Annotated in this window: 20 protein-coding genes and 1 tRNA gene; 18 read left to right on the top strand and 3 right to left on the bottom strand. The window is 65.2% G+C overall.

Annotated features, from left to right (window positions below; all coding sequences use genetic code 11):
* Positions 1-191 precede the first annotated feature (191 nt).
* The 3 genes from CLU87_RS13165 (at position 192) to CLU87_RS13155 (ending at position 3,593) form a co-directional block, all read left to right on the top strand.
* On the top strand, positions 192-2,042 hold the full coding sequence (locus CLU87_RS13165; protein WP_099732170.1) for a methyl-accepting chemotaxis protein: 1,851 nt from the start codon (positions 192-194) through the stop codon (positions 2,040-2,042).
* A 165-nt stretch (positions 2,043-2,207) separates the two neighbouring features.
* The gene (tilS, locus tag CLU87_RS13160) at positions 2,208-3,158 is read left to right on the top strand and encodes a tRNA lysidine(34) synthetase TilS (protein ID WP_099730717.1); all 951 of its coding nucleotides are present in this window, start codon (positions 2,208-2,210) and stop codon (positions 3,156-3,158) included.
* A gap of 342 nt (positions 3,159-3,500) precedes the next feature.
* A tRNA-Ser gene (locus CLU87_RS13155) sits at positions 3,501-3,593 on the top strand.
* 106 nt (positions 3,594-3,699) lie between these two features.
* On the opposite strand, the gene CLU87_RS13150 is transcribed toward CLU87_RS13155, so the two are convergent.
* The 3 genes from CLU87_RS13150 to CLU87_RS13140 are packed head-to-tail and all read right to left on the bottom strand — an operon-like array spanning position 3,700 to position 6,268.
* Positions 3,700-4,131, bottom strand: coding sequence for an RNA-binding S4 domain-containing protein (locus CLU87_RS13150; RefSeq protein ID WP_056064624.1), 432 nt, complete (start codon positions 4,129-4,131; stop codon positions 3,700-3,702).
* 17 nt (positions 4,132-4,148) lie between these two features.
* Complete coding sequence (locus tag CLU87_RS13145; protein WP_099730716.1) at positions 4,149-5,588, bottom strand: sensor histidine kinase; 1,440 nt, start codon at positions 5,586-5,588, stop codon at positions 4,149-4,151.
* Positions 5,585-6,268, bottom strand: a complete 684-nt coding sequence (locus CLU87_RS13140) for a response regulator transcription factor (RefSeq protein ID WP_056065161.1) — start codon at positions 6,266-6,268, stop codon at positions 5,585-5,587. Before CLU87_RS13140 ends, CLU87_RS13145 begins: the two co-directional genes overlap by 4 nt.
* Before the next feature lie 129 nt (positions 6,269-6,397).
* Between CLU87_RS13140 and CLU87_RS13135 the strand changes: the two genes are divergently transcribed.
* The 15 genes from CLU87_RS13135 (at position 6,398) to CLU87_RS13065 (ending at position 23,714) form a co-directional block, all read left to right on the top strand.
* The gene (locus CLU87_RS13135) at positions 6,398-7,357 is read left to right on the top strand and encodes a tripartite tricarboxylate transporter substrate binding protein (RefSeq protein WP_056064618.1); all 960 of its coding nucleotides are present in this window, start codon (positions 6,398-6,400) and stop codon (positions 7,355-7,357) included.
* Between the two features lie 83 nt (positions 7,358-7,440).
* Positions 7,441-7,959 carry a tripartite tricarboxylate transporter TctB family protein gene (locus tag CLU87_RS13130; RefSeq protein ID WP_056064616.1) on the top strand — a complete coding sequence of 173 codons (519 nt, stop codon included), beginning with the start codon at positions 7,441-7,443 and terminating at the stop codon, positions 7,957-7,959.
* 12 nt (positions 7,960-7,971) lie between these two features.
* Positions 7,972-9,477, top strand: coding sequence for a tripartite tricarboxylate transporter permease (locus tag CLU87_RS13125; protein WP_056064614.1), 1,506 nt, complete (start codon positions 7,972-7,974; stop codon positions 9,475-9,477).
* 222 nt (positions 9,478-9,699) lie between these two features.
* A complete protein-coding gene (locus CLU87_RS13120; protein WP_099730715.1) occupies positions 9,700-10,338 on the top strand; it encodes a DUF2325 domain-containing protein in 639 nt (212 codons plus the stop codon).
* Between the two features lie 119 nt (positions 10,339-10,457).
* Positions 10,458-11,969, top strand: coding sequence for a sigma-54-dependent Fis family transcriptional regulator (locus CLU87_RS13115; RefSeq protein ID WP_099730714.1), 1,512 nt, complete (start codon positions 10,458-10,460; stop codon positions 11,967-11,969).
* Between the two features lie 151 nt (positions 11,970-12,120).
* Positions 12,121-13,314 (top strand): substrate-binding domain-containing protein, encoded by a 1,194-nt coding sequence (locus CLU87_RS13110; protein WP_056064604.1) that lies wholly within the window; start codon positions 12,121-12,123, stop codon positions 13,312-13,314.
* 185 nt (positions 13,315-13,499) lie between these two features.
* A complete protein-coding gene (locus CLU87_RS13105) occupies positions 13,500-14,984 on the top strand; it encodes a PHB depolymerase family esterase (protein ID WP_099730713.1) in 1,485 nt (494 codons plus the stop codon).
* A gap of 82 nt (positions 14,985-15,066) precedes the next feature.
* Positions 15,067-15,849 carry an ABC transporter ATP-binding protein gene (locus tag CLU87_RS13100; protein ID WP_099730712.1) on the top strand — a complete coding sequence of 261 codons (783 nt, stop codon included), beginning with the start codon at positions 15,067-15,069 and terminating at the stop codon, positions 15,847-15,849.
* Positions 15,846-16,583: an ABC transporter ATP-binding protein gene (locus CLU87_RS13095; protein WP_099730711.1), complete on the top strand. Its 738-nt coding sequence runs from the start codon at positions 15,846-15,848 to the stop codon at positions 16,581-16,583. The genes CLU87_RS13100 and CLU87_RS13095 overlap by 4 nt, the downstream gene beginning before the upstream one ends.
* A gap of 115 nt (positions 16,584-16,698) precedes the next feature.
* On the top strand, positions 16,699-17,685 hold the full coding sequence (locus tag CLU87_RS13090; protein WP_056064590.1) for a branched-chain amino acid ABC transporter permease: 987 nt from the start codon (positions 16,699-16,701) through the stop codon (positions 17,683-17,685).
* Positions 17,686-17,701: 16 nt separating this feature from the next.
* Entirely contained in the window at positions 17,702-18,775 is a 1,074-nt protein-coding gene (locus CLU87_RS13085) for a branched-chain amino acid ABC transporter permease (protein WP_056640192.1), read from the top strand.
* A 92-nt stretch (positions 18,776-18,867) separates the two neighbouring features.
* Positions 18,868-21,024 carry a D-(-)-3-hydroxybutyrate oligomer hydrolase gene (locus CLU87_RS13080; protein WP_099730710.1) on the top strand — a complete coding sequence of 719 codons (2,157 nt, stop codon included), beginning with the start codon at positions 18,868-18,870 and terminating at the stop codon, positions 21,022-21,024.
* Between the two features lie 99 nt (positions 21,025-21,123).
* Complete coding sequence (locus tag CLU87_RS13075; RefSeq protein WP_099730709.1) at positions 21,124-22,290, top strand: ABC transporter substrate-binding protein; 1,167 nt, start codon at positions 21,124-21,126, stop codon at positions 22,288-22,290.
* Positions 22,291-22,338: 48 nt separating this feature from the next.
* Positions 22,339-23,205: an alpha/beta fold hydrolase gene (locus CLU87_RS13070; RefSeq protein WP_099730708.1), complete on the top strand. Its 867-nt coding sequence runs from the start codon at positions 22,339-22,341 to the stop codon at positions 23,203-23,205.
* 41 nt (positions 23,206-23,246) lie between these two features.
* Positions 23,247-23,714 carry a DM13 domain-containing protein gene (locus CLU87_RS13065; protein WP_099730707.1) on the top strand — a complete coding sequence of 156 codons (468 nt, stop codon included), beginning with the start codon at positions 23,247-23,249 and terminating at the stop codon, positions 23,712-23,714.
* Positions 23,715-23,727: the final 13 nt, after the last annotated feature.

Here is a 23,727-nt window from a genome sequence, read left to right as displayed (position 1 = left end):
GGGCAGGTTCAGGCCTGTCGTTGCTGGCACCAAATGCACCAGCTTGGTGCGGTTCCAACGGCCCTTCGGGGCCGTTGTTGTTTTTCTGGCCGACTCCTCGCAGGGGCACACAAACCCGCACTGGCGCATGGACTGCTACCGGATGTAACATGCCTGCAGACCGCCTGCGCGGGCGGTTCAAGGAGGGCTTCATGTCGCTTCTGAAGACGCTCAAGGGCCAGATCCTGGTCCTCTCTGCCACCTGCATGGTGGCTGCCCTGATGGTGTTGACGTTGGTCAACTACCTGTCGGCGCGTGCACAGGCGCAGGTTTCGCTGGCCGAAGAGGGCATGGCGACCGCCAAGAGCCACGCAGAAACCATCGAGGAGTGGGCGCGGGCCAAGGCCACGATCATTGCGGCCTCTGTCGCCGCTTTTGAAGATCCCGAACCTGCCAAGTCTCTGGCCATGCTGCGCGACGCGGGCAAATTCAGCACGGCGTACTTTGGCTACGCGGACAAGAAGTACGTTTTTTCAGAGACTCGCAGCCTGCCCGCCGACTACGATCCCACCGCACGTCCCTGGTACAAGCAGGCCGCGCAAGCGGGCGGGTCTGTGGTCACGCCGCCCTACATCTCGGCGTCCGACCAGAAACTGGTGGTGACTTTTGCGACCCCGGTGGGCGCTGGCGCAGCGCTCAAAGGCGTGGCGGCTGGTGATGTCTACATGGAGTCAGTGGTTGCCAATGTGGCTTCCATCCAGCCCACGCCGCAGAGTTTCGGGTTTCTGGTATCTGCCGACGGCAAGATCATCGCCCACCGCGACCAGGCGCTGACCCTCAAGCCCATTGCCGATTTGTCCAAGGACCTCGTGACCGACAAGCTGCTCGCTGCATCCAAGGACAAAAGCTTGCTGCAGGCGGACATTGCGTCGCGCAGCCGGTTACTCAGCGTGGTGCCGATCGCGGGCACCTCATGGATGCTGGTGGTGGCCCTGGATGAAAGCGAGGCCATGGCACCGATCCGGGCCATGCTGGCCACATCGCTGATCTCCAGCATTTTGGTGTTGGTGGTGGCCGTTGGGCTGCTGGGCGTGGTTCTGACGCGGCGCCTGCGCCAGCTCACGCTGGTGCCTGACGCGATGCATGAAATCGGCGCCGGTGATGGCGACCTGTCGCGCCGCATCGACGCCCACGGTGAGGACGAGCTGGCCCAGATCGCTGGTAGCTTCAACAGCTTTGCGGGCAAGCTCTCCGGTGTGCTCTCGCAGATCCGTGACGCCAGCAGCTCGGTACGCGTGGCCGCCGAAGAGATTGCCACCGGCAACCATGACCTGAGCGGGCGCACCGAACTCACGGCATCCAGCCTGCAGCAGACATCAGCCTCCATGCAGCAGCTGACCGAGACCGTCCGGCACAACGCAGACTCGGCACGCCAAGCCAACCAGCTGGTAGCCCAGGCGTCCAGCGTGGCGCAACATGGTGGGCAGGTGGTGGGCAATGTGGTGACCACCATGGACCAGATCAATGCGGCCTCGCGCAAGATCAACGACATCATCGGCGTCATCGACGGCATTGCCTTCCAGACCAACATCCTTGCGCTCAATGCTGCGGTGGAAGCCGCCCGCGCGGGCGAGCAGGGCAGGGGCTTTGCGGTGGTGGCAGGCGAGGTGCGCAGCCTCGCCCAGCGCAGCGCCGAGGCGGCACGCGAGATCAAGACCCTGATCAATACCTCGGTCGAGCAGGTGGAAAACGGCTCGCGGCTGGTGCACGACGCGGGCACTACCATGACCGAGATCGTGACCTCGGTGCAGCGTGTGACGGACATCATGGCCGAGATCACGGCGTCCACCAATGAGCAAAGCACCAGCATCAACGAGGTCGGCCAGGCCGTGGCCCAACTCGACCAGATGACCCAGCAGAACGCAGCGCTGGTGGAGGAGAGCGCTGCCGCGGCACAGAGCCTCAAGGACCAGTCGGTGCGGCTGTCGGAGGTGGTGGGCACCTTCCGCCTGTCCACCGACCCTGCCCACGCTGCGCCACGGCTGTCCTCGCCGGGCGGTTAAGTTGCAAGGGGCGGGGCGGCGCCCCCCATGCACCTTACTGCCGGAGTGCGGGGCGCCGTGATAATCGGCGCCCATGCGCCGCCATTTCTCCCTTGTTCTCTACGCCCTCCGGGCACGTCCGGCGGTTGTGACGGGTCCAGGTACAGGGCCTGAAGGGCGGATGCGATGACGCAATCAATGGACGCCGCCCTGCGGGCCTTTGCGCCCGCGTTGCCGATGGCCGTGGCGTTGAGCGGGGGCGCAGACTCGACCGCATTGCTGTTGGGCTGTGCACGCCGCTGGCCCGGGCAGGTGCTGGCCATCCATGTGCACCATGGGCTGCAGGCGGCTGCCGATGGGTTTGAGCAGCATTGCGTGGCCTTGTGTAGCAAGCTGGGCGTGCCCTTGCGTGTGCAGCGGCTGGACGCGCGCCCCGCGCCCGGCCAGAGCCCCGAGGATGCCGCTCGGCAAGCCAGATACCAGGCTTTGACGGCAGTAGCGCTAGAAGATCATGCCTTGGGTGCTATTCAATCCATAGCAATTGCACAGCACGCCGACGATCAGGCCGAAACCCTGTTGCTCGCCCTGTCGCGTGGAGCGGGCGTGGCCGGCCTGGCCGCCATGCCCGCCCAGTGGACGCGTGCTGGTCTGGTCTGGAACCGCCCCTTGTTGCAGGTGTCTGCGGCGGACGTACGCGATTGGTTGAAGGCACAAGGCCAGGCGTGGGTGGAAGACCCCACCAACTCCGATGAGCGCTTCACGCGCAACCGCATTCGGGCGCAACTGCTGCCTGCGCTGCATGCCGCATTCCCGTCCTTTCGCGATACCTTTGCACGGTCGGCCGCCAATGCAGCCCAGGCTGCCGAGCTGCTGAACGAGATGGCACAGCAGGACCTGTCCTTGGTGGGCGTGCCCCCTGGTATCAAGGCGCTGCAGGGGCTCACCCGCGCGCGCCAGGCCAACGTGGTGCGCCACTGGCTGCGCCATGCCCACCAAACCACCCCGGGAGCCGCGCAATTGGGCGAGCTGCTGGATCAGATCCAGGCCTGTACCACACGGGGTCACCACATCCGCATCAAGGTAGGAAGCGGCTTTGTCGTGCGGTCTGGTCTTACGCTGGAATGGCTCAGGCAGTAGCTCTCAGGTGTGTTTTTGCCCGCGTCGCGGGACGACACCCACAAATACGGGAGTAAACCGCCGCATCCGGCACGCTGGCCAATCGCGAAGATTGCCAGCTCTATGAGCTCGGTGCGTCCAATAGAAAGCCCGAGTCCGTCCTTGCCCCCTGCCCAACAGGCTCAGCACACAAGCCATCCGCGCTCGGATGGCCTCCATATGCGACATCAAAACCTGGGCGGCAATCGGCGAATAAGTGACTCCAGCTATCAGCGCCCGGCGTGCACGAGGACTTTGGACCAGCCCACCTATGCTGCTGCAACCAGCGGAACAGCCCCTGAAATGAGGCATAATAGCGGGATTGGAAACGTGACCGAGTGGCCGAAGGTGCTCCCCTGCTAAGGGAGTATGGGGTGTAGAGCCTCATCGAGGGTTCGAATCCCTCCGTTTCCGCCAAGATAAGCCCCAAGCGCTCAACGCGCTTGGGGCTTTTTCTTTTGAGTTTTTCAGCCGCCTAGTTATATCTGACGCCGCCTGCGAACTGTCCGAACTCCTCGAACAGTCACTCGTCGATGGACGCACTCCACCGGCTGCCCCAATCGCTTCCCTTATTGCTCACCTTGTCGATCTCGCGGCGGTCGCGTTTGGTTGGGCGACCTTCTTGCAATGTCGCCGCTGGCTCGGGGGCCAAGCGGCGCAGTTCTGCGGCCTTTTCGCGGGCGGCGATGCTGTCAGGGGTTTCTTCGTACAGTTGCTGGGCCACTGGCGCGGGGCCCCGGGCACCGCTCAGGCCCCGTACGAGCACGGTGCGTGCCACGGGGCCCTGGCGCAGCGCTACGGTGTCGCCGCAGCGCAGGTCGCGTGCAGGTTTGGCCAGCTGGCCATTGACAGTGACCCGGCCCTTGCCGATCTCTTCGGTGGCGAGGCTGCGGGTCTTGTAAAAGCGGGCGCACCAGAGCCACTTGTCCAGGCGCATCGTCTCCAAGGTGTTCATGGGCGAGATTGTGCCGTCTAGGCCATGGGTGTGCTGTCGGTCAAGGGCGCAGGCAGTGGCAGGCGAACCACGGCGTCCAGCCCTGTCACCTTGTGGCCTTGCACCTGGTTTGTCAGTGTGATGTTGCCTTCCAGGGCCTGCACGATCTCATGGCAAATGGCCAGGCCCAGGCCGCTGCCGGTGCGCACGTCTCCTGCAGAAAAGGGCTGGAACAGGCGTGCCGCCAGCTCGTCATCAATGCCAGGGCCGTGGTCGCTGATCGTCAGCGCCGCATGCCGCCCGTCGCTGCGCAAGTCCACGGTCAACTCACTGCCGGGCGGTGCGTGGCGCACGGCGTTGTGCAGCAGGTTGCGGCTCAGTTCGCGCAGCATCCATTCATGCGATTGCACCAGGGTTGGCTCGGTGTGGATGCCAAAGTCCAGATCGCGCTGAGCAATCAGTGGCGAAATCTCCAGCGCCACGGCACGCAGAATGTCATCAAAGCGGGTGGCTGGTGGAGCGCTTTGTTGGCGCAGCTGCTCCACCTTGGCCAGGGCCAGCATCTGGTTGGCGAGCTGGGTGGCGCGGTCCACGGTGTCGCTGATCTCGTGCAGGGCTTGTTGCGGCTCCACGTCGCCGCGCAGGGCCGATTGCACCTGGGTCTTGAGCACGGCCAGCGGTGTGCGCAGCTGGTGGGAGGCATCGCGCACAAAGCGCTTTTGGTGCCGCAGCAGGTGACGCAGGCGCTGCATGACCTCATTGGTGGCGTCCACCAGCGGCTGCAGCTCGCGCGGGGCGAGCGGGGCCGCGATGGGGCTCAGATCGCCCTCGCGCCGGGCCTGCAGCTGCTGGCTGAGCTGCCGCACGGGCTGGGTGGCGCGCTGCACCACCAACACCACGGTAAAGGCCACCACGGCGATCAACAGCGCCTGTCGCAACAGGGTGTTCCACAGGATCTGCAGTGCCAGGGTTTCGCGCACCTCCAGCGTCTCCGCCACCTGGATCACGGCCATCGCCCGGCCTTCGGAGCTGGCCACCGGTTGCAGCAGCACCGCCACGCGCACATCGCGGTCACGAAATCGGTCATCGTAAAAGTCCACCAGAGCCGCATAGGGAGGGCGGGCAGGGATGCTGCCGTGCCACACCGGCAGGTCCTCAAAGCCCGACACGATCTCGCCCTTGAGGGTCGAAACGCGGTAGAACATCTGGCTCTGGTTGTCGGCCTCAAAGGCCTCCAGGGCCGAATAAGGAACGATGGCGCGCAGCTGCGCTGCGTCGTCAAAGCCTTTCACATCGAGCTGTTCGCTGATGCTTTTGGCGGATGCCAGCAGGGTGCGGTCATACGCGGTGTTGAGCGATGCCAGCGTCTGGTGGTACAGGCTCCAGGTGTTGAAACCGATGAACAGGGCTACAGGCAGCAAGATGCCCAGCAGCAGGCGCCGCCGCAGCGAGTGGTGGCGCACTCCATCCTCGCTCATGCGTCGGCGCGCAGCAGGTAGCCCAGGCCGCGCAGTGTCATCAGGGTCAGGCCTGTGCCTGCCAGCTTCTTGCGCAGCCGGTACACCACGACCTCGATGGCTTCGTACTGCACGTCGAGCTGGCCCGGAAACACCAGCTCATACAGTCGCTCCTTGGTCACGGCATGCCCGGGCTGCGCGAGCAGGGCGTGCATCAGTGCCAGCTCGCGCGGGGTCAGCTCCATCACCTCGCCGTTCAGGTACAGCGCGCCGCTGTCCTTGTCGTAGCGGATGGCTCCGATCTGCACAGTGCTGGGTGCCAGCGGCGCTACGGCGGGATCTGCGCTGCGGCGCACCAGCGCGCGCAGGCGTGCCTCCAGCTCGTCCAGATCGAACGGTTTGGGCAGGTAGTCGTCGGCGCCAGCGTTCAGCCCCACTACGCGGTCGCCCACGGTGCCACGTGCCGTCAGGATCAGTACGGGGGTGCGCAGGCCACGTGATCGCGCCTGCTGCAGCACCTGCAAGCCGTCCAGACCCGGCAGGGTGAGGTCCAGGATGACGGCGTCGGGCTGCAGGGCGGTCCATTGGCTCAGCGCTGCGCGTCCGTCGCCCACTGCGGTCACTTCCATGCCACGCCGGGTCAGTGCGCGGTGCAGCGTGGCCTGCATGGTGGGGTCGTCTTCTACAAGAAGCAATTGCATGCGCGGCACCATAGCACCGTCTCATTGGGCCGGGTGCATGAGTGTTTTCCCTGAGTCTGAGGACAGCCGTTTGACAGGCAGCGCGCGCATCATCGAGCGGTTCGCAAACCTTATCAGGAGACAGACACCATGCGTCGCGATACCTTTCTGAAATCACTGGCCGCCCTGGCCGCTGCGGGTGCGTTGCCCGTGTCGGCCCAGACGGCAGCGGCCCTCAAGATGATGATTCCCGCCAACCCCGGGGGCGGTTGGGATTCCACCGGTCGCGCGTTGGGCAAGGCGATGCAGGATGCGGGCGCCGCATCGTCGGTGTCCTACGACAACAAGGGCGGCGCAGCGGGCGCGATTGGCCTGGCCCAGTTCGTCAACGCCAGCAAGGGCGATCCGAACGCGCTGATGGTGATGGGCGCTGTGATGCTGGGCGGCATCATCACCGGCAAACCACCGGTGGGCTTGGACAAGGTTACGCCCCTGGCGCGCCTGACCAGCGAATACAACGTGTTTGTGCTGCCCGCCAACTCGCCTTTCAAGACCATGAAGGATGTGGTGGAACAGCTCAAGAAGGACCCCGGCAGCGTGAAGTGGGGTGGCGGCTCGCGCGGCTCTACCGAGCACATTGCCGCCGCCATGATCGCCCGTGAAGTGGGCGTGGACCCCGCCAAGATCAACTATGTGGCGTTCCGTGGGGGCGGTGAAGCCACTGCCGCCATCCTGGGTGGCAACGTGACCGTGGGTGGCAGCGGCTACAGCGAGTTCTCCGAGTACATCTCTGCCGGCAAGATGCGCGCAGTGGGCGTGACCTCGGGCACCCGCCTCAAGGGCGTGAACGTGCCCACGCTCAAGGAGCAGGGCATCAACGTGGAAATCGGCAATTGGCGCGGCGTGTACGGCGCGCCTGGCATCACGCCCGAACAGCGCAAGGCCTTGATCGATGCGCTGGCCAAGACCTTCAAGCACAAGGCCTGGCAGGACGCGATGGAAAAGAACGGCTGGACCCCCGCATGGATGGCCGGCGACGAGTTCGGCAATTTCGTGGATGCCGAGTTCGCCAGCATGCGCGCCACGATGGCCAAGTCCGGAATGATCTGATCCCGAAGCAAGGCGCGGCAGCCGTCATTTCTGCCTCTGAGCAGGCGGCCTGACCGTGCATTGGTTGGTGCGAAGGAAAAAACATGACACAACAACATTCATCGCGCTCCAAGCCCTTGCAGACCCTGATCGGGGTCGGGCTGGTGGTGCTCGCGCTGGGTCTGGCCTGGGGAGCCAGCTCGGTCAGTTCAGAAGCGGGCTACGGTGGCGTGGGCCCCAACTTCTTTCCCTGGGTGGTCAGCATTGCCATCCTGATCTGCGGCGTGCTGTGCGTGGCGCATGCGCTGAGCGGGGGGTTTCGGGAGCTGGAAGAGGGCTCCGGCGACGAGCGCGCCCACTGGAAGGGCTTCATCTGGGTGTCGGCAGGGCTGCTGCTCAACGCCCTGCTCATCACCACGCTGGGCTTCATCCTGAGCTGTGCGTTGTGCTTCGTGCTGTCGGTGCGGGGTTTCAAGAGCTCGGAAGGTGAACTCGACCTGCGCCTGCAGGCCTGGATCAAGGATTCCTTCATCGGTATCGCGGTAGCGGCCCCGGTGTACTGGATGTTTACGCAACTGCTGGCCATCAACCTGCCCGGCCTGACCAACACGGGGTGGCTGTAAAGCCTGCACGCCATGGAAACCTTAAACCTTTTGATGCAGGGTTTTGCCACCGCGGCAACACCCATCAACCTGATGTGGGCCTTTGTGGGCTGCATGATCGGCACCGCCGTGGGCGTGTTGCCAGGCATCGGCCCCGCAGTGGCTGTGGCCATGCTGCTGCCCATCACCGTCAAGGTCGAGGCCACGGCCTCGATGATCTTCTTTGCAGGCATCTACTACGGCGCTATGTATGGCGGTTCCACCACGTCCATCCTGCTCAACACCCCGGGTGAGGCCGGGTCCATGGTCACGGCCATGGAGGGCAACAAGATGGCCAAGCATGGCCGCGCCGGTGCGGCCCTGGCCACGGCCGCCATCGGTTCGTTTGTGGCGGGCACCATCGCCACGGTGCTGGTGACCTTCTGCGCGCCGCTGGTGGCCGAATACGCCATCCGCCTGGGCCCACCTGAGTATTTCATGCTGATGGTGCTGGCCTTCACCACCGTGAGTGCGGTGCTGGGCAAGAGCACGCTGCGTGGCATGGTGGCGCTGTTCGTGGGCCTGGCCATGGGCTTGATCGGCATCGACCAGATCACGGGCCAGGCGCGCTACACCGGGGGGGTGCCTGAGCTGATGGATGGCATCGAAGTGGTGTTGATCGCCGTGGGCCTGTTTGCGGTGGGCGAGGCGCTGTACAACGTGATGTACGAAGGCAAGTCCGACGAGACCCAGAACCGCCTGACCAGCACCCACATGACCAAGGAAGAGTGGAAGCGCTCCTGGCCCGCGTGGTTGCGCGCCACGGCCATCGGGTTTCCGTTTGGCACCGTGCCTGCCGGTGGCAGCGAGATTCCAACCTTCCTGAGCTATGCCGCCGAGAAGAAACTGAGCAAGCACAAGGAAGAGTTTGGCACCACGGGCGCCATCGAAGGTGTGGCAGGCCCCGAGGCCGCCAACAACGCGGCCATCACGGCCACGCTGATCCCGCTGCTGACGCTGGGCATCCCCACGTCGAACACCACGGCCATTTTGCTGGGCGCGTTCCAGAACTATGGCATCCAGCCCGGCCCGCAGCTGTTCGACACCAACGGCGCGCTGGTGTGGGCGCTGATCGCGTCGATGTACATCGGCAACGTGATGCTGCTGATCCTGAACCTGCCCCTGGTGGGCCTATGGGTGAAACTGCTGAACATCCCGAAGTCGTACCTGTACGCGGGCATTCTGGTCTTCTCCACCCTGGGTGTGTATGGCATGCGCCAGAGCGCATTCGACCTGGTGCTGCTGTACGCGATCGGCCTGCTGGGTGTGGTGATGCGCCGCTTTGACTTCCCCGCCGCGCCGGTGGTGGTGGGCATGATCCTGGGCCCCTTGGCTGAGGCACAGATGCGCAATGCGGTGTCGATTGGCGAAGGCAAGTGGACGATTTTCCTGGAGCGCCCCGGTTCGGTGACCCTGATCGTCATCGTGCTGGCCGTGCTGATCGTTCCGCGCCTGCTGCGCCGTTGGGCTGCCCGCAAGATGGCGCTGGCAGAGGCCTGAAACCGTGGCGAGGCCCCAGGCTCCCACCCATAAAAAAACCGCGCCATCGGGCGCGGTTTTTTTTCGTCCAGACGGCGCGGGCAGATCCGTGCCGACGATTTTCTTGGCAAGCCAGACCCCCAGGCGCTGTGCTCCCGGAGCCCTCCCCACCAGGTGGCTTGCTGTGAACTCAGGCTGAATCGTACCATAAAATGCGAATAGTTCTTATTTGCAAGGTGGTGCATGTCCTCATTTCCGCAGGAGTTTCTGGTGCTCTGTCGCCAATTGGGCGAAGCCCAGCGGCGTTGCAGCGCAGCCCTGACTGCGCAGGCCGCCGAGATCCAGGCGCTGCAGACCGAGTTGGTACAGCTGCGTGGCGCGCTGGTGGTGCGCGATACGCGGCTGGCCATGGCGCACGATGAGCTGGCGCAAATACGGGCTGCCGTGCCGGGGCTGTCGCGCCGCCAGGCCATGGCACGCCACATTGCCGCGCTGGCCGAGCGCATGGCCGCCTTGTCGCGGGAATGCCTGCGCTGGCGACTGGCGGCACAGTCAGACACCAGGGCGGTGGGCGACACGGGGCAGGTTGGGGCAACCACCACCGCGCCCATGGATGTTCCAGCCCAACCCCGCAAGGTGCGGGTGCCGGTGGTCGTCGAGGCCCACCCAGACGTACACGCAGATGCAGCCTTTGACGCCAGTCTGGCTGCTGCGGACCTGGTGATTTGCCAGACGGGCTGCATCAGCCACGACGCCTACTGGCGGGTGCAGGACCAGTGCCGCCGCACTGGCAAGCCCTGCATCCTGGTGGATCAGCCTTTGGCAGCATGTGGTCCATCCCTGTACGCCTCTTTGGCCCCCGTTTCAGATAAAAACGGCTGATGGCGCTAGTGCTATTTGCCTGGGTAGCTATCTAATTTGTAGCGTCCTGCCTCCGCGGCGGGCGCCTTATGCTTGTTGGGGGCAGCCCCTGCGACCCGCCAGCGCGCTACCATCCGCAGATGCCCTTGCTCGCTGACGACGCCCCCGCACTGCCGCTGGATGCCCAGGGCATTCTGGAACTGGCGGCACGCTCCATGTTCCAGCTGTTCTCCAGCGTCAGCCAGGGCATGTTCCTGGTGGATCGCAGTGGGCGCATCGTGTGGGTGAACGAGGGCTACCAGCGCTTTCTGCCGGACCTGGGTTTTTCGTCGGTGGACCAGTTCGTGGGCCGCACGGTGGAAGAGGTCATCCCCAACACACAGATGCGCCGCGTGCTCGAAACGGGCCAGCCCGTGCTGATCGACCTGCTCACCAACAAGGCGGGCACCTTTGTGGTCAGCCGCATTCCACTGCGCGACGACGCGGACCGCGTGATCGGCGCCATTGGCATCGTGCTGTTCGACCATCCCGAAACCACGCTGCAGCCGCTCATCAGCAAGTTTGCGCTGCTGCAGCGCGACCTGGACGACGCCCGGCGCGAGCTGGCCAGCCAGCGCCGCCGCAGCCTGGCGGTGGCGGGCGACGGCGAGCGGCGGTCCAAGTACACCTTTGCCAGCTTCATCGGTTCCAGCCCCGCTGCGGCCGAGGTCAAGCGCCAGGCGCGCCGTGCAGCGCAGTCGAGCAGCCCTGTGCTGCTGCTGGGTGAGACGGGGACCGGCAAGGAGCTTCTGGCCCACGCGATCCACGCAGCGTCCAGCCGCGCCAGCGGTCCGTTCGTTAGCGTCAACATCGCCGCCGTGCCCGACACGCTGCTCGAGGCCGAGTTCTTCGGCGTGGCGCCTGGCGCCTACACTGGCGCCGACCGCAAGGGCCGCGACGGCAAGTTCAAGCTGGCCGATGGCGGCACGCTGTTCCTCGACGAAATCGGCGACATGCCCCAAAGCCTGCAGGCCAAGCTGCTGCGGGCGCTGCAAGAGGGCGAGATCGAGCCGCTGGGCAGCAACAAGCTCGTGCCTTTCAATGTGCGCATCCTGGCCGCGACGTCGCGCGATTTGGCGTCGCTGGTGCGCGAGGGCAAATTCCGCGAGGATTTGTTCTACCGCCTGCATGTGCTGCCGGTGCGTGTGCCGCCGCTGCGCGTACGGCGCAGCGACATTCCTGCCTTGGTCGAAGCATTGGGCGAAGACCTGGCCCTGCGCAATGGCACCGCGCCGCCCGAGTTGCTGCCCGATGCGATGGCCCTGCTGGCGGGCCAGCCCTGGCGCGGCAACATCCGCGAGCTGCGCAATGTGCTGGAGCAGGCGGTGATGCGCAGCGACTCGCAGTCCATCGACGCCGCGCAGCTCGAACGCATCCTGCGCGAGGCGGGCGTGGAGCCCGCCGCCCCTGCCCCGGTGCAGGACCCAGGCCACGGCCCCGATGCCGAGGACGAAAGCCGATACCTGCGCCCGCTGGCCGAGCAGGTGGCAGAGCTGGAGCGCAAGGCCATCGCGGCTGCGCTCAAAGCCCATGGCGGCAACAAGCTGGCCACTGCTCGCCAGCTGGGCATCTCGCGCGCCACGCTCTATGGACGTCTGGAAAACCCTGAATAAAAATCAGGCAAATGTCTAAAAATTAGACATTTAATGTGTATTTAAATCAGGCAGTGTCGCCAGGGTGTCAGTAAAAGTATCTTTGAAATCAAGCACTTGGCTGCTGGCACAGACTGTGCAATAAAGAAGCATCACAACAGGAGACATCGCCATGCACCGTCGCACTCTGGTCGCCCTCGCTTCCGCAGCCGTTACCGCCGCCGCACTTTCTGCCCCCGCGTTCGCGCAGACCGGTGAAATCCGCATTGCCCACGTGTACAGCAAGACGGGTCCGCTGGAGGCCTATGGCAAGCAGACCCAGACCGGCCTGATGATGGGCCTGAACTACGCCACCGGCGGCAGCATGACCGTCAATGGCAAGAAGCTCGTCGTGATCGAGAAGGACGACCAGGGCAAGCCTGACCTGGGCAAGAGCCTGCTGGCCTCGGCCTACTCGGATGACAAGGCCGACATTGCCGTCGGCCCCACCTCCAGCGGCGTTGCCCTGGCCCTGCTGCCCGTGGCCGAGGAATACAAGAAGATCCTGCTGGTGGAGCCCGCCGTGGCCGATGCCATCACCGGCGACAAGTGGAACAAGTACATCTTCCGCACCGGCCGCAACAGCAGCCAGGACGCGATCTCCAACGCCGTGGCCATCGACAAGGCGGGCGTGACGGTGGCCACGCTGGCACAGGACTATGCCTTCGGCCGCGATGGCGTGAAGGCCTTCAAGGACGCGCTCAAGAACGCCAAGCTGGTGCACGAGGAATACCTGCCCACCACCACCACCGACTTCACCGCCGGTGCCCAGCGTCTGATCGACAAGCTCAAGGACGTGCCCGGCCGCAAGGTCATCTTCATCATCTGGGCCGGTGCAGGCAACCCGTTCAAGATCGCTGACATGGACCTCAAGCGCTATGGCATCGAGATCGCCACCGGCGGCAATATCCTGCCCGCCATGGCGGCCTACAAGAACTTCCCCGGCATGGAAGGCGCCACGTACTACTACTTCGGCATCCCCAAGAACCCCGTGAACGAAGCCATGGTGGCTGCGCACTACAAGGAGTTCAAGACCCCGCCAGACTTCTTCACGGCCGGCGGTTTCAGCTCTGCCATGGCGCTGGTCACCGCTCTCAAGGCCACGAACGGCGACACCAACACCAACAAGCTCATCAAGACCATGGAGGGCATGAGCTTCGAGACGCCCAAGGGCAAGATGACCTTCCGCAAGGAAGACCACCAGGCCATGCAGAGCATGTACCACTTCAAGATCAAGGTGGACCCGGCCTTTGCCTGGGGCGTGCCCGAGCTGGTGCGCGAGATCAAGCCTGAAGAAATGAACGTGCCGATTCGCAACAAGCGATAAGCCGGTCTTTCGATTCCGTTAGCGAGTTAGCGAGGCCCGTCGGACAGGACCACCGTCCTGCTCCCTCGGGGTCCATCCCGCAGGGGCGGCCGCCCCTCTTTTTCCAGTGAATTGATGCATGAACCCCCGGGTCTACACGGGGGCAGGGTCGGTTTTTCTCAAAAATTATTTGGAGACAAGACAACATGGCTTTCAATTTCCTCCGGGCGGCAGCAGCAGGGGCTGCGATGGCACTCTGTGGCTTGGGCAGTGTTCACGCTGCCGTCAACCTGCCGGCACTCAAGATCGACAAGACACAGACCACGGTATCGGGCCTGTCCTCGGGCGGCTTCATGGCCGTGCAGCTGCACGTGGCGTATTCGGCAACGTTTGCCAAGGGCGCGGGCGTGGTGGCGGGCGGCCCGTTCTATTGCGCGGAGGGCTCGGTCGTCAACGCCACCGGGCGCTGCATGGCCAGCCCCGCAGGCATCCCCACCAGCACGCTGGTCAGCACCACCAACACCTGGGCCAGCCAGGGCGTGATCGACCCCGTGGCCAACCTGCAGAACTCCAAGGTCTACCTGTTCTCGGGCTCGCTCGACAGTGTGGTCAAGACCGGGGTAATGGACGCGCTGCGCACCTACTACAACAGCTTCGTGCCCGCCGCCAACGTGGTCTACAAGAAGGACATCGCGGCCGAACACGCCATGGTGACGGACGACTACGGCAACGGCTGCTCCACCAAGGGCGCGCCCTACATCAGCGACTGCAACTTCGACCTCGCCGCTGCCATGCTGCAGCACCTGTACGGCACGTTGAACGCCCGCAACAACGCCACCCTGCCCACCGGCAATTACATCGAGTTCAACCAGAGCGAATTCATCACCAACCATGGCATGGCCACCACGGGCTGGGCCTATGTGCCCCAGGCCTGCCAGGCTGGCGGCACAGCCACCTGCAAGCTGCATGTGGTGCTGCATGGCTGCAAGCAGAACATCAGCGATGTGCAGCAGCAGTACGTGCGCAACACCGGCTACAACCGCTGGGCCGACACCAACAACATCGTGATGCTGTACCCGCAGACCAGCACCGCAGCCACCAACAGCTGCTGGGACTGGTGGGGTTATGACAGCGCCAACTATTCCAAGAAGTCGGGCCCGCAAATGGCGGCCGTCAAGGCCATGGTGGACCGCGTCTCCAGCGGCACGGGTGGCACCACGCCCCCCGACCCTGTGGCCCTGCCAGCCCCCACGGGCGTGAGCACGTCGGGCGCCACGGCCAGCAGCATGGCCATCGGCTGGGCCGCCGTCACGGGCGCGGCCAGCTACAACGTGTACCGCAACGCCAACAAGGTCAACGCGCTGCCTGTGACTGCCACCAGCTACACCGACACCGGCCTGGCCGCGTCCACCACCTACAGCTGGACGGTGCGCGCGGCCGATGCCAACGGGGCCGAGGGCGCCACATCGGCCGCAGCTTCGGGCACCACGCTGGCCGCATCGGGCGGCGGCACGGCCACCTGCACCACCGCCAGCAACTATGCACACACCCTGGCCGGGCGCGCGTACGCCGCCGGGGGCTACACCTATGCGCTGGGCTCCAACCAGAGCATGGGCCTGTGGAACGTGTTCGTCACCAACACCTTGAAGCAGACCAGCACCAACTACTACGTGATCGGCACCTGCCCCTAAAGTGCCGGGGCGCGCTGCCGCAGGGCAGGGCGCCCCACCCATTCCATCGATTGACTCAGACCGTGAAAGTGAACCCCCACCCATGAGCACCTTGGCCACCAAGGACTTGACCATCCGCTTTGGCGGCCACGTGGCGGTCAACGGCGTGACCTGCTCTTTCGAGCCCGGCACGCTGACCGCCATCGTGGGCCCCAACGGCGCGGGCAAGACCACCTACTTCAACCTGATCTCGGGGCAACTCAAGGCCACCAGCGGCAGCGTCGCGCTGGGCGGGCAGGACCTCACGGGCCAGTCCGTTTCGGCACGCACCCACGCGGGCCTGGGCCGGGCGTTCCAGCTCACCAACCTGTTCCCCAACCTCAGCGTGCTGGAGAACGTGCGCCTGGCCGTGCAGGCCACGCAAGAGGGCAAGCACCGCCGGGGCATGAACCTGTGGAGCATCTGGAGCGACCACAGCGCGCTGACCCAGCGCGCCCGCGTGATCCTGCAAGCCGTGGCCATGACCGACCGGGCCGACACCCCCGTGGCCAGCCTGCCGCACGGCGACCAGCGCAAGCTCGAAGTGGCGCTGCTCATGGCGCTGGAGCCGCAGGTCTACATGTTCGACGAGCCCACGGCCGGCATGAGCCACGACGAGGCGCCCGTGATCCTGAACCTGATCCGCGAGCTGAAGAAGGACAAGACCAAGATCATCCTGCTGGTGGAGCACAAGATGGACGTGGTGCGCGAGCTGGCCGACCGCATCATCGTGCTGACCAACGGCACGCTGGTGGCCGATGGCCCGCCAGCCGAGGTGATCGCATCGCCCGTGGTGCAAGAGGCTTACCTGGGCGTCTCCAAGGACGCAGAGAAGGAGGCCGCATGAGCACGACACCAACGACCAACCTGCTCGAACTCAAGGGTGTGCACACGCACATCGGGGCGTACCACATCCTGCACGGCGTTGACCTGGCTGTGCCCAAAGGGCAGCTCACCATGCTGCTGGGCCGCAACGGTGCAGGCAAGACGACCACGCTGCGCACCATCATGGGCCTGTGGCATGCGTCGCAGGGCTCCATCCACTTTGGTGGCAAAGACATCACCGCGATGAATACGCCTGCCATCGCGGGCCTGAACATCGCCTATGTGCCCGAGAACATGGGCATCTTTGCCGACCTCACGGTGAAGGAAAACATGCTGCTGGCCGCACGCAGTGCCCGCAACGCCGCGCAGATGGACGAGGCGCGCTTGCAGTGGATCTTCAAGCTCTTCCCCGCTGTGGAGAAGTTCTGGAACCACCCCGCCGGCAAGCTCAGCGGCGGCCAAAAGCAGATGGTGGCCGTGAGCCGCGCCATCGTCGAGCCGCGCGATCTACTCATCGTGGATGAGCCCAGCAAGGGCCTCGCGCCCGCCATCATCAACAACATGATCGACGCGTTCGACCAGCTCAAGAAGAGCGGCGTGACCATTTTGCTCGTCGAGCAGAACATCAACTTTGCCAAGCGGCTGGGTGACACCGTGGCCGTGATGGACAACGGCCAGGTGGTGCATGCGGGCAGCATGGCCGCGCTGGCGCAAGACGAAGAACTGCAGCGCTCGCTGCTGGGGTTGGCGCTATGAGTTGTGTGAGCAATTTCAGATGTTTTCGGGCGGTAGCGCAGGTATCTATTGCCCTGATAGCTATCAAATGTGTAGCTAATGTACGTAGTGCGGCGACTGCCGCTGGAGGTCGGGCATGAGCGTCACCCGCGATTTCGACTGGAAGCCCCTGGCACTGGTGCCGGCGCTGGCGCTGCTGGTGCTGCCCTTCATCGGCTCGCCCAGCACCTGGCTCACGCTCACGGTGGCGGGGCTGGCCATGGGCATGATCATCTTCATCATTGCCTCCGGCCTCACGCTGGTGTTTGGCCTGATGGATGTGCTGAACTTTGGCCATGGCGTGTTCATTGCGCTGGGTGCGTTTGTGGCCACCAGCGTGCTGGGCGCGATGGGCGACTACACCCAGAGTGCCGAGCTGTGGCGCAACCTGATGGCCGTGCTGCCCGCCATGGTGGTGGCCATGGCAGTGGCCGGGGCCGTGGGCCTGGCCTTCGAGCGCTTCATCGTGCGGCCTGTGTACGGCCAGCACCTGAAGCAGATCCTCATCACCATGGGCGGCATGATCATTGGTGAAGAGCTCATCAAGGTCATCTGGGGCCCCGCGCAGATCCCGCTGCCGCTGCCTGAGGGCATGCGCGGCTCGCTGCTGGTGGGGGATGCTGCCATCGAAAAATACCGCCTCGTCGCCGTAGCAGTGGGCCTGCTGGTGTTTGGCGTGCTGGCCTGGACGCTGTCGCGCACCAAGGTCGGCCTGCTGATCCGCGCTGGCGTGCAGGACCGCGAGATGGTCGAAAGCCTGGGCTACCGCATCCGCCGCCTGTTTGTGGGCGTGTTCGTGGTGGGCTCGGCCCTGGCGGGCCTGGGCGGCGTGATGTGGGGCCTGTACCAGCAGAACGTGGTGCCCCAGATGGGCGCGCAGGTCAACGTGCTTATCTTCATCGTGATCATCATCGGCGGCCTGGGCAGCACCGGCGGCGCGCTCATCGGTGCGCTGCTGGTGGGGCTGATGGCCAACTACACCGGCTTCCTGGTGCCCAAGGTGGCGCTGTTCTCCAACATCGCGTTGATGGTGGCCATTCTCTTGTGGCGCCCGCAGGGCGTCTATCCCGTGGCCAACCGCTGATGAGGAGCCGACTGACATGCTGAACCGACTTCTCTCCGGCGACTATCCGCGCAGCAAGGTGCTGGCGGTGATTCTGGTGGCCATCTTTGTGGGCCTGGCGTTTGCACCTTTCCTCTTCCCCGGGGTCAAGGCGCTGTCCGTGGCGGCCAAGGTGCTGATCTTTGTGGTGCTGGTCGCCAGCTTTGACCTGCTGCTGGGCTACACCGGCATCGTGAGCTTTGCGCACACCATGTTCTTTGGCATCGGGGCCTACGGCATTGCCGTGGCCACCACGCGCATGGGGCCCACCTGGTCTGCGCTGCTGGTGGGGCTGGCCGGCGCGCTGGTGCTCTCGCTGCTGCTGTCGCTGGCGGTGGGGCTCTTCTCGCTGCGCGTGCGGGCCATCTTCTTTGCGATGATCACGCTGGCCGTGGCGGCTGCGTTCCAGACGCTGGCCTCGCAACTGTCGGACATCACCGGCGGCGAGGACGGCCTGACCTTCAAGGTGCCCGAGTTCCTGTCGCCCAGCTTCGAGCCGTTTGACGACCCCTTCCTGGGCGTGAGCATCGATGGGCGGCTGATCTGCTACTACCTGCTCTTCGTCACGGCCGTGGCGCTGGTGCTGGCGCTGCTGCGCATCGTCAACTCGCCCTTCGGCCGCGTGCTGCAGGCCATCCGCGAGAACGAGTTCCGCGCCGAGGCCATTGGCTACCGCGTGGTGGTGTATCGCACCACGTCCAGCGTGCTGTCGGCGCTGTTTGCCACCATGGCGGGCGCCATGCTGGCGCTCTGGCTGCGCTACAACGGGCCGGATACGTCCCTGAGCTTCGAAATCATGATGGACTGCCTGCTCATCGTGGTGATCGGCGGCATGGGCACGATCTACGGCTCGGCCATTGGCGCCGTGCTCTTTCTGGTGGCGCAAAGCTACCTGCAGGATCTGCTGCGCCTGGGGAGCGAGGCCACGTCGGGCCTGCCCTGGCTGTCGGCCCTGCTGTCGCCCGACCGCTGGCTGCTGTGGCTGGGCGTGCTGTTCGTTCTGTCCGTTTACTACTTCCCCACCGGTGTGGTGGGGCGCCTGCGCGCGGCAGCTGCGCGCAAGGTGGGGTGAGTGGCCCGGCCGCGCCGGGTGACTGGCGTGGCCTGGGTGTGTGGATGAGCTGTGCAACAAGACGCAAAGAAAAAACTCCTGGAGACAAGCACATGAAGATGAGCATGAAGAACCCGCGTTTTCGTCCCTTTTCTCGTCCTTTCGTTCCCGCGGTGCTGGCTGCAGCCGTGCTGGCCGCCTGCGGCGGCAGTGATGGCGACAGCGCCGCACTCAACACCAAGCCCGCTTACCTGGATGCGATCAGCGAGGCCATGTACGATGGCACCAGCAACGACCTGCTGACGGCTGGCCTGGGCGCCACGGGCCTGGCGGCCGCTGTGCCGCCCGCCTACGCCGACCCGCTCAAGCCCACGGCGGCCGAGCTGCGCCGCACCGCCATCCACACCAACTACCGCGCCATGCTCGACATGACGGCGGCGGGCGGCTACGGCACGCTGTATGGCCCCAATGTGGATGCGCAGGGCAAGGTCACCACCGGCGAGGGCAAGGTGGCGGGCACCGAATACATCGCGTTTGCCGACGACGGCACCGGCCGCAAGAACGTCACCCTCATGGTGCAGGTGCCTGCCAGCTTCGACCCCAAGAAGCCCTGCATGATCACCGCGACGGCCTCGGGCTCGCGCGGTGTGTACGGCGGCATCTCCACCGGCGAGTGGGGCCTGAAGAAGGGCTGCGCCGTGGCGTACTCTGACAAGGGCACGGGCGGTGCGCCGCATGACCTGCAGAACGACACTGTGCCGCTGATGGACGGCACCCGCACCACGGCCACGGCAGCGGGCAAGGCGGCAGCCTTCAACGCAGGGCTCACTGCTACCGAGCTGGCGGCCTTCAACACCGCCACACCCAACCGCTTTGCCTTCAAACACGCGCACTCGGGCCAGAACGCCGAGAAGGACTGGGGCACCACCACCCTGCAGGCGGTGGAGTTTGGCTACTACGTGCTCAACCAGCGCTATGGCGCCACCGATGCAGCGGGCCAGCGCCTGAAGACGCTGACCCCGGCCAACACCATCGTGATAGCGTCCAGCATCTCCAACGGTGGCGGCTCCGCGATTGCTGCGGCCGAGCTGGACACCCAGGGCCTCATCAGCGGCGTGGCCGTGTCCGAGCCTGCCATCGAGATGCCCGCCAACCCCGGCATCACGGTGCGCCGTGGCAGCGCCGATGTGGCCGTCACCGGCAAGACGCTGGTGGATTTCACCACGTACGCCAATCTGTACCAGGCCTGCGCATCGCTCGCGCCCTCGGTCAGCACCAGCCCCTACGCAGCCGCTTTTGCAGCGGGCTTCGGCAGTGCGGCCCTGCCGATTGCGCCCAATCGCTGTGCCTCGCTCAAGGCGGCAGGCCTGCTCACGGCCTCCACCACGGCCACGCAGGCCGAAGAGGCTCTGCAGAAGCTGCGCGCCTACGGCTGGGAGCCGGAGTCCAACGACCTGCATGCATCGCTGGCTGCTTTTGAAGTCGCTCCGGCGGTGGCCGTCACGTTCGCCAACAGCCTGTCGCGTGCCAGTGTCAAGGACCACCTGTGCGGCTTCAGCTACGCGGCCACAGCGGCTACGGGCGCGGTGACATCACTGGCACCTGCAGCCCTCGCTGGCATGTTTGCCACCGGCAATGGCGTGCCTCCTTCGGGCGGCATCAACCTGGTCAACAACCTGGGCAAGCTGGGCCCGGCACGCGACTTCCTGTCGGTGTCGGACGCTGGCGTGGCCGACTGGAACCTGAGCGGTGCGCTGTGCCTCCGCAACCTCGTCACCGGCAATGACGCTGCTGCCAAGAAGCTGCAGGCCGGTGTGGACGAAACCCGCCGCAACGGTAACCTGCGCGGCAAGCCCGCCGTGATCGTGCATGGCCGTGCCGATGCACTGCTGCCCGTGAGCCACACCTCGCGCCCCTACGCTGCGCTGAACAAGAAGGTCGAAGGCGCCGCCAGCAAGCTCAGCTATGTGGAAGTGGCCAATGCCCAGCACTTCGACAGCTTCATCGGCTTGCCCACCGTGCTGCCGGGTTATGACAGCCGTTATGTGCCGCTGCACGTGTACCTGAACCACGCGCTCGACGCCGTGTACGACCACCTCGCCAACGGCAAGGCGCTGCCCGCCAGCCAGGTGGTGCGCACGGTGCCACGTGGCGGCACACCGGGCAGCGCCCCGGCCATCACCGCCGCCAACGTGCCGCCGCTGGCCGCCACGCCTGCTGCCGCCAACGCCATTGCCATCACGGCGGGCGCCATTTCCATCCCCGACTGACCCGGACGCTGAACGACCTACGTGGAAGCCCGGGACTCGTGCACTGCCGGTGCATGTCCCCGGGCCAATCCATGCGCAGTCATCACAAGGATGGAACCAATGAATACTGTGAAGAGTTGGGCACGCCGCGCGTCGGCCGCCCTGAGGTGGAGTGGCGCGCTGATGGTGGCACTGGCCGCAGGCGTTTCGGTGCCAGCGAGGGCTGCCGATGTGGTGGTGGGGCAGGTGGCCCCGCTGTCTGGCGTGCTGGCCAGCACCGGCGCGCAGATGGTGCTGGGCGGCAAGATTTATTTTGACTGGGTCAATGCACAGGGGGGCGTGCACGGCGCCAGCATTCGCCAGGCGGTGGCCGACGATGGCTACAAGGTGGCAGACACGGTGGCCCGCACCCGCGAGCTGCTGGCCAAGCCCGAGGTGGTGGCGCTCTACGGCTTTGCAGGTACGGCCAACATCACCCAGCTGCTGTCCGATGGCGTGCTGGAGCAGGGCGGCGCCGCGCTGGTGGCGCCGTACACCGGTGGCGAGTCGTTGCGCAGCCCGTTCAACCCCTGGATCTTTCATGTGCGTGCGGGTTATGTGGACGAAACCGAGCACATGGTGCAGCAGCTCACCACCCTGGGCATGAACCGCGTGGCCGTGATGTACCAGGACGACGGATTCGGCAAGGCGGGCCTGGCGGGCGTGGAGGCCGCACTGGCCAAGCGTGGCCTCAAGCTCGTGGTGTCAGCAGGCTATGAGCGCAATACCGACAAGGTCGATGAAGCCGTCAAAGCCATCAAGGCCGCCGATGTGCATGCGGTCATCATGATCGCGGTGAACAAGCCCGCAGCGGCCTTCATCCAGCGGTACCGCGAGCAGGGCGGCGGCGCGCAGCTGTACAACATCTCGGTGGTGGACCCGACGGAGCTGGTCAAGCTCGCGGGCCTCAAGAACGCGCACGGCCTGGGCATCAGCCAGGTGGTGCCGTACCCCTACCGCCCGCAACTGCCCGTGGTGCGCGAGTACCAGACGTTGCTGAAGAAGTACGCGCCTGAGGCCGAGGTCAACTACACCAGCTTCGAGCAGTTTTTGGGCGCCAAGGTGCTGGTCGAAGCCCTGCGCCGCGCCGGGCCTGCGCCCACACGCGCCAAGGTGGTGAAGGCGCTGGAGTCATTGCAAAGCTATGACCTCGGCGGCATCACGCTGGGCTATTCGCCCACCAACCGCATCGGCTCGCGCTATGTCGAGGTTACCGTCATCGGCAGCAACGGCCGCCTCATGAAGTGAGCCGCCGACGCTTCACTTTTTTCTTCTCTGTTCCACAAGGTCGCCATCATGTCCCCCACCTCGCACTACGCCACCTGTGCTGGCTATGAAATCCACTACATGGAGTGGGGTGCGCGTGACGCGCCCGTGGTGATTGCATGGCATGGCCTTGCGCGCACCGGGCGCGACATGGACGAGCTGGCCGCGCACCTGGCACCGCGCTACCGCGTGATCTGCCCCGATACCCTGGGCCGGGGCCTGAGCCAGTGGGCGCGCGCGCCGCAGGACGAGTACCGCCTGTCGTTCTACGCGCGCATTGCGGCCGGCCTGTTTGACCAGTTGGGGATCGAGAAAGCGCACTGGGTGGGCACTTCGATGGGTGGAGCCATTGGCACGGTGTGCGCATCGGGCCTGTTCGAGCCGCAGCTCAAGGGCCGCATCACCAGCCTGCTGCTCAACGACAACGCCCCGCGCCTGGCCGATGCCGCGCTGGAGCGCATCAAGGCCTACGCGGGCCACCCGCCCGCGTTCGATACGGTGATGGAGCTGGAGGCGTTCTTCAGGCAGGTGTACAAGCCCTACGGCTGGCTGAGCGACGCGCAGTGGCGTCTGCTGACCGAGAGCAGCACGCGCCGCCTTGCCGACGGACGTGTGACGCCGCACTACGACCCCGCCATGGTGCAGCAGTTCACGCACCATGCCAATGACTACCTGATCTGGGACCACTACGACGCGCTCAGCATTCCGGTGCTGTGTCTGCGTGGGGCGGAGTCTGACCTTGTGCTCCCCGATGTCACCGCCGAAATGCTCACGCGCGGCCCGGGTGCCCGGGGGCTGGCCCAGGTGGTCGAGGTGCCCGGTTGCGGCCATGCGCCAGCACTGAACGTGCCCGAGCATTACGCACTGGTAGACGGGTTTTTGGCTCGGGCGGGGTGACGCGACTGGCGGTACATTGGCTCCAACTGTTGCCTACCGCCATGAAACCGTTCTTGTTGATCGCCTCGCATTTGCTCACCCTGGCTGTGGGGTTCGCTGCAGGTGTGTACTGGTTGCCGATCCTGATCGCACCCGCAGCCCCTACGCTGCAGGAGGTGCAGGCAAGCCTGCCCACCGCAGCATGGAAAGCCACCTTTCGCCGCGATCTGAAGGACAGCGACGCCCTGCACTGGGGCGAGGGCGTGGTGTCGATTGGCCCGCAAGCCATCAGCCTGGCAGGCAAGCTGGCACCGGGGCCCGACTACAAGCTGTACCTGTCGCCTGCGTTTGTGGAGACAGAGGCGGACTTTCAGCGCCTCAAGCCACAAATGCTGCGGGTGGGGGATGTGAAGACGTTTAACAACTTCATCGTTCCGGTGCCGCAGGGCGTGGACCCCGCACGGTTCAACACCGTGGTCGTGTGGTGTGAGACCTTCGGCCAGTTCATCACGGCCGCGCAGTACCGGTAGAACGACTGTTCAA

The organism is Acidovorax sp. 59, from assembly GCF_002754175.1.
GTDB classification, from domain to species: domain Bacteria; phylum Pseudomonadota; class Gammaproteobacteria; order Burkholderiales; family Burkholderiaceae_C; genus Acidovorax; species Acidovorax delafieldii.
Note: the sequence above shows the minus strand (reverse complement) of the source record. Positions and strands in the feature narration are given on the sequence as shown.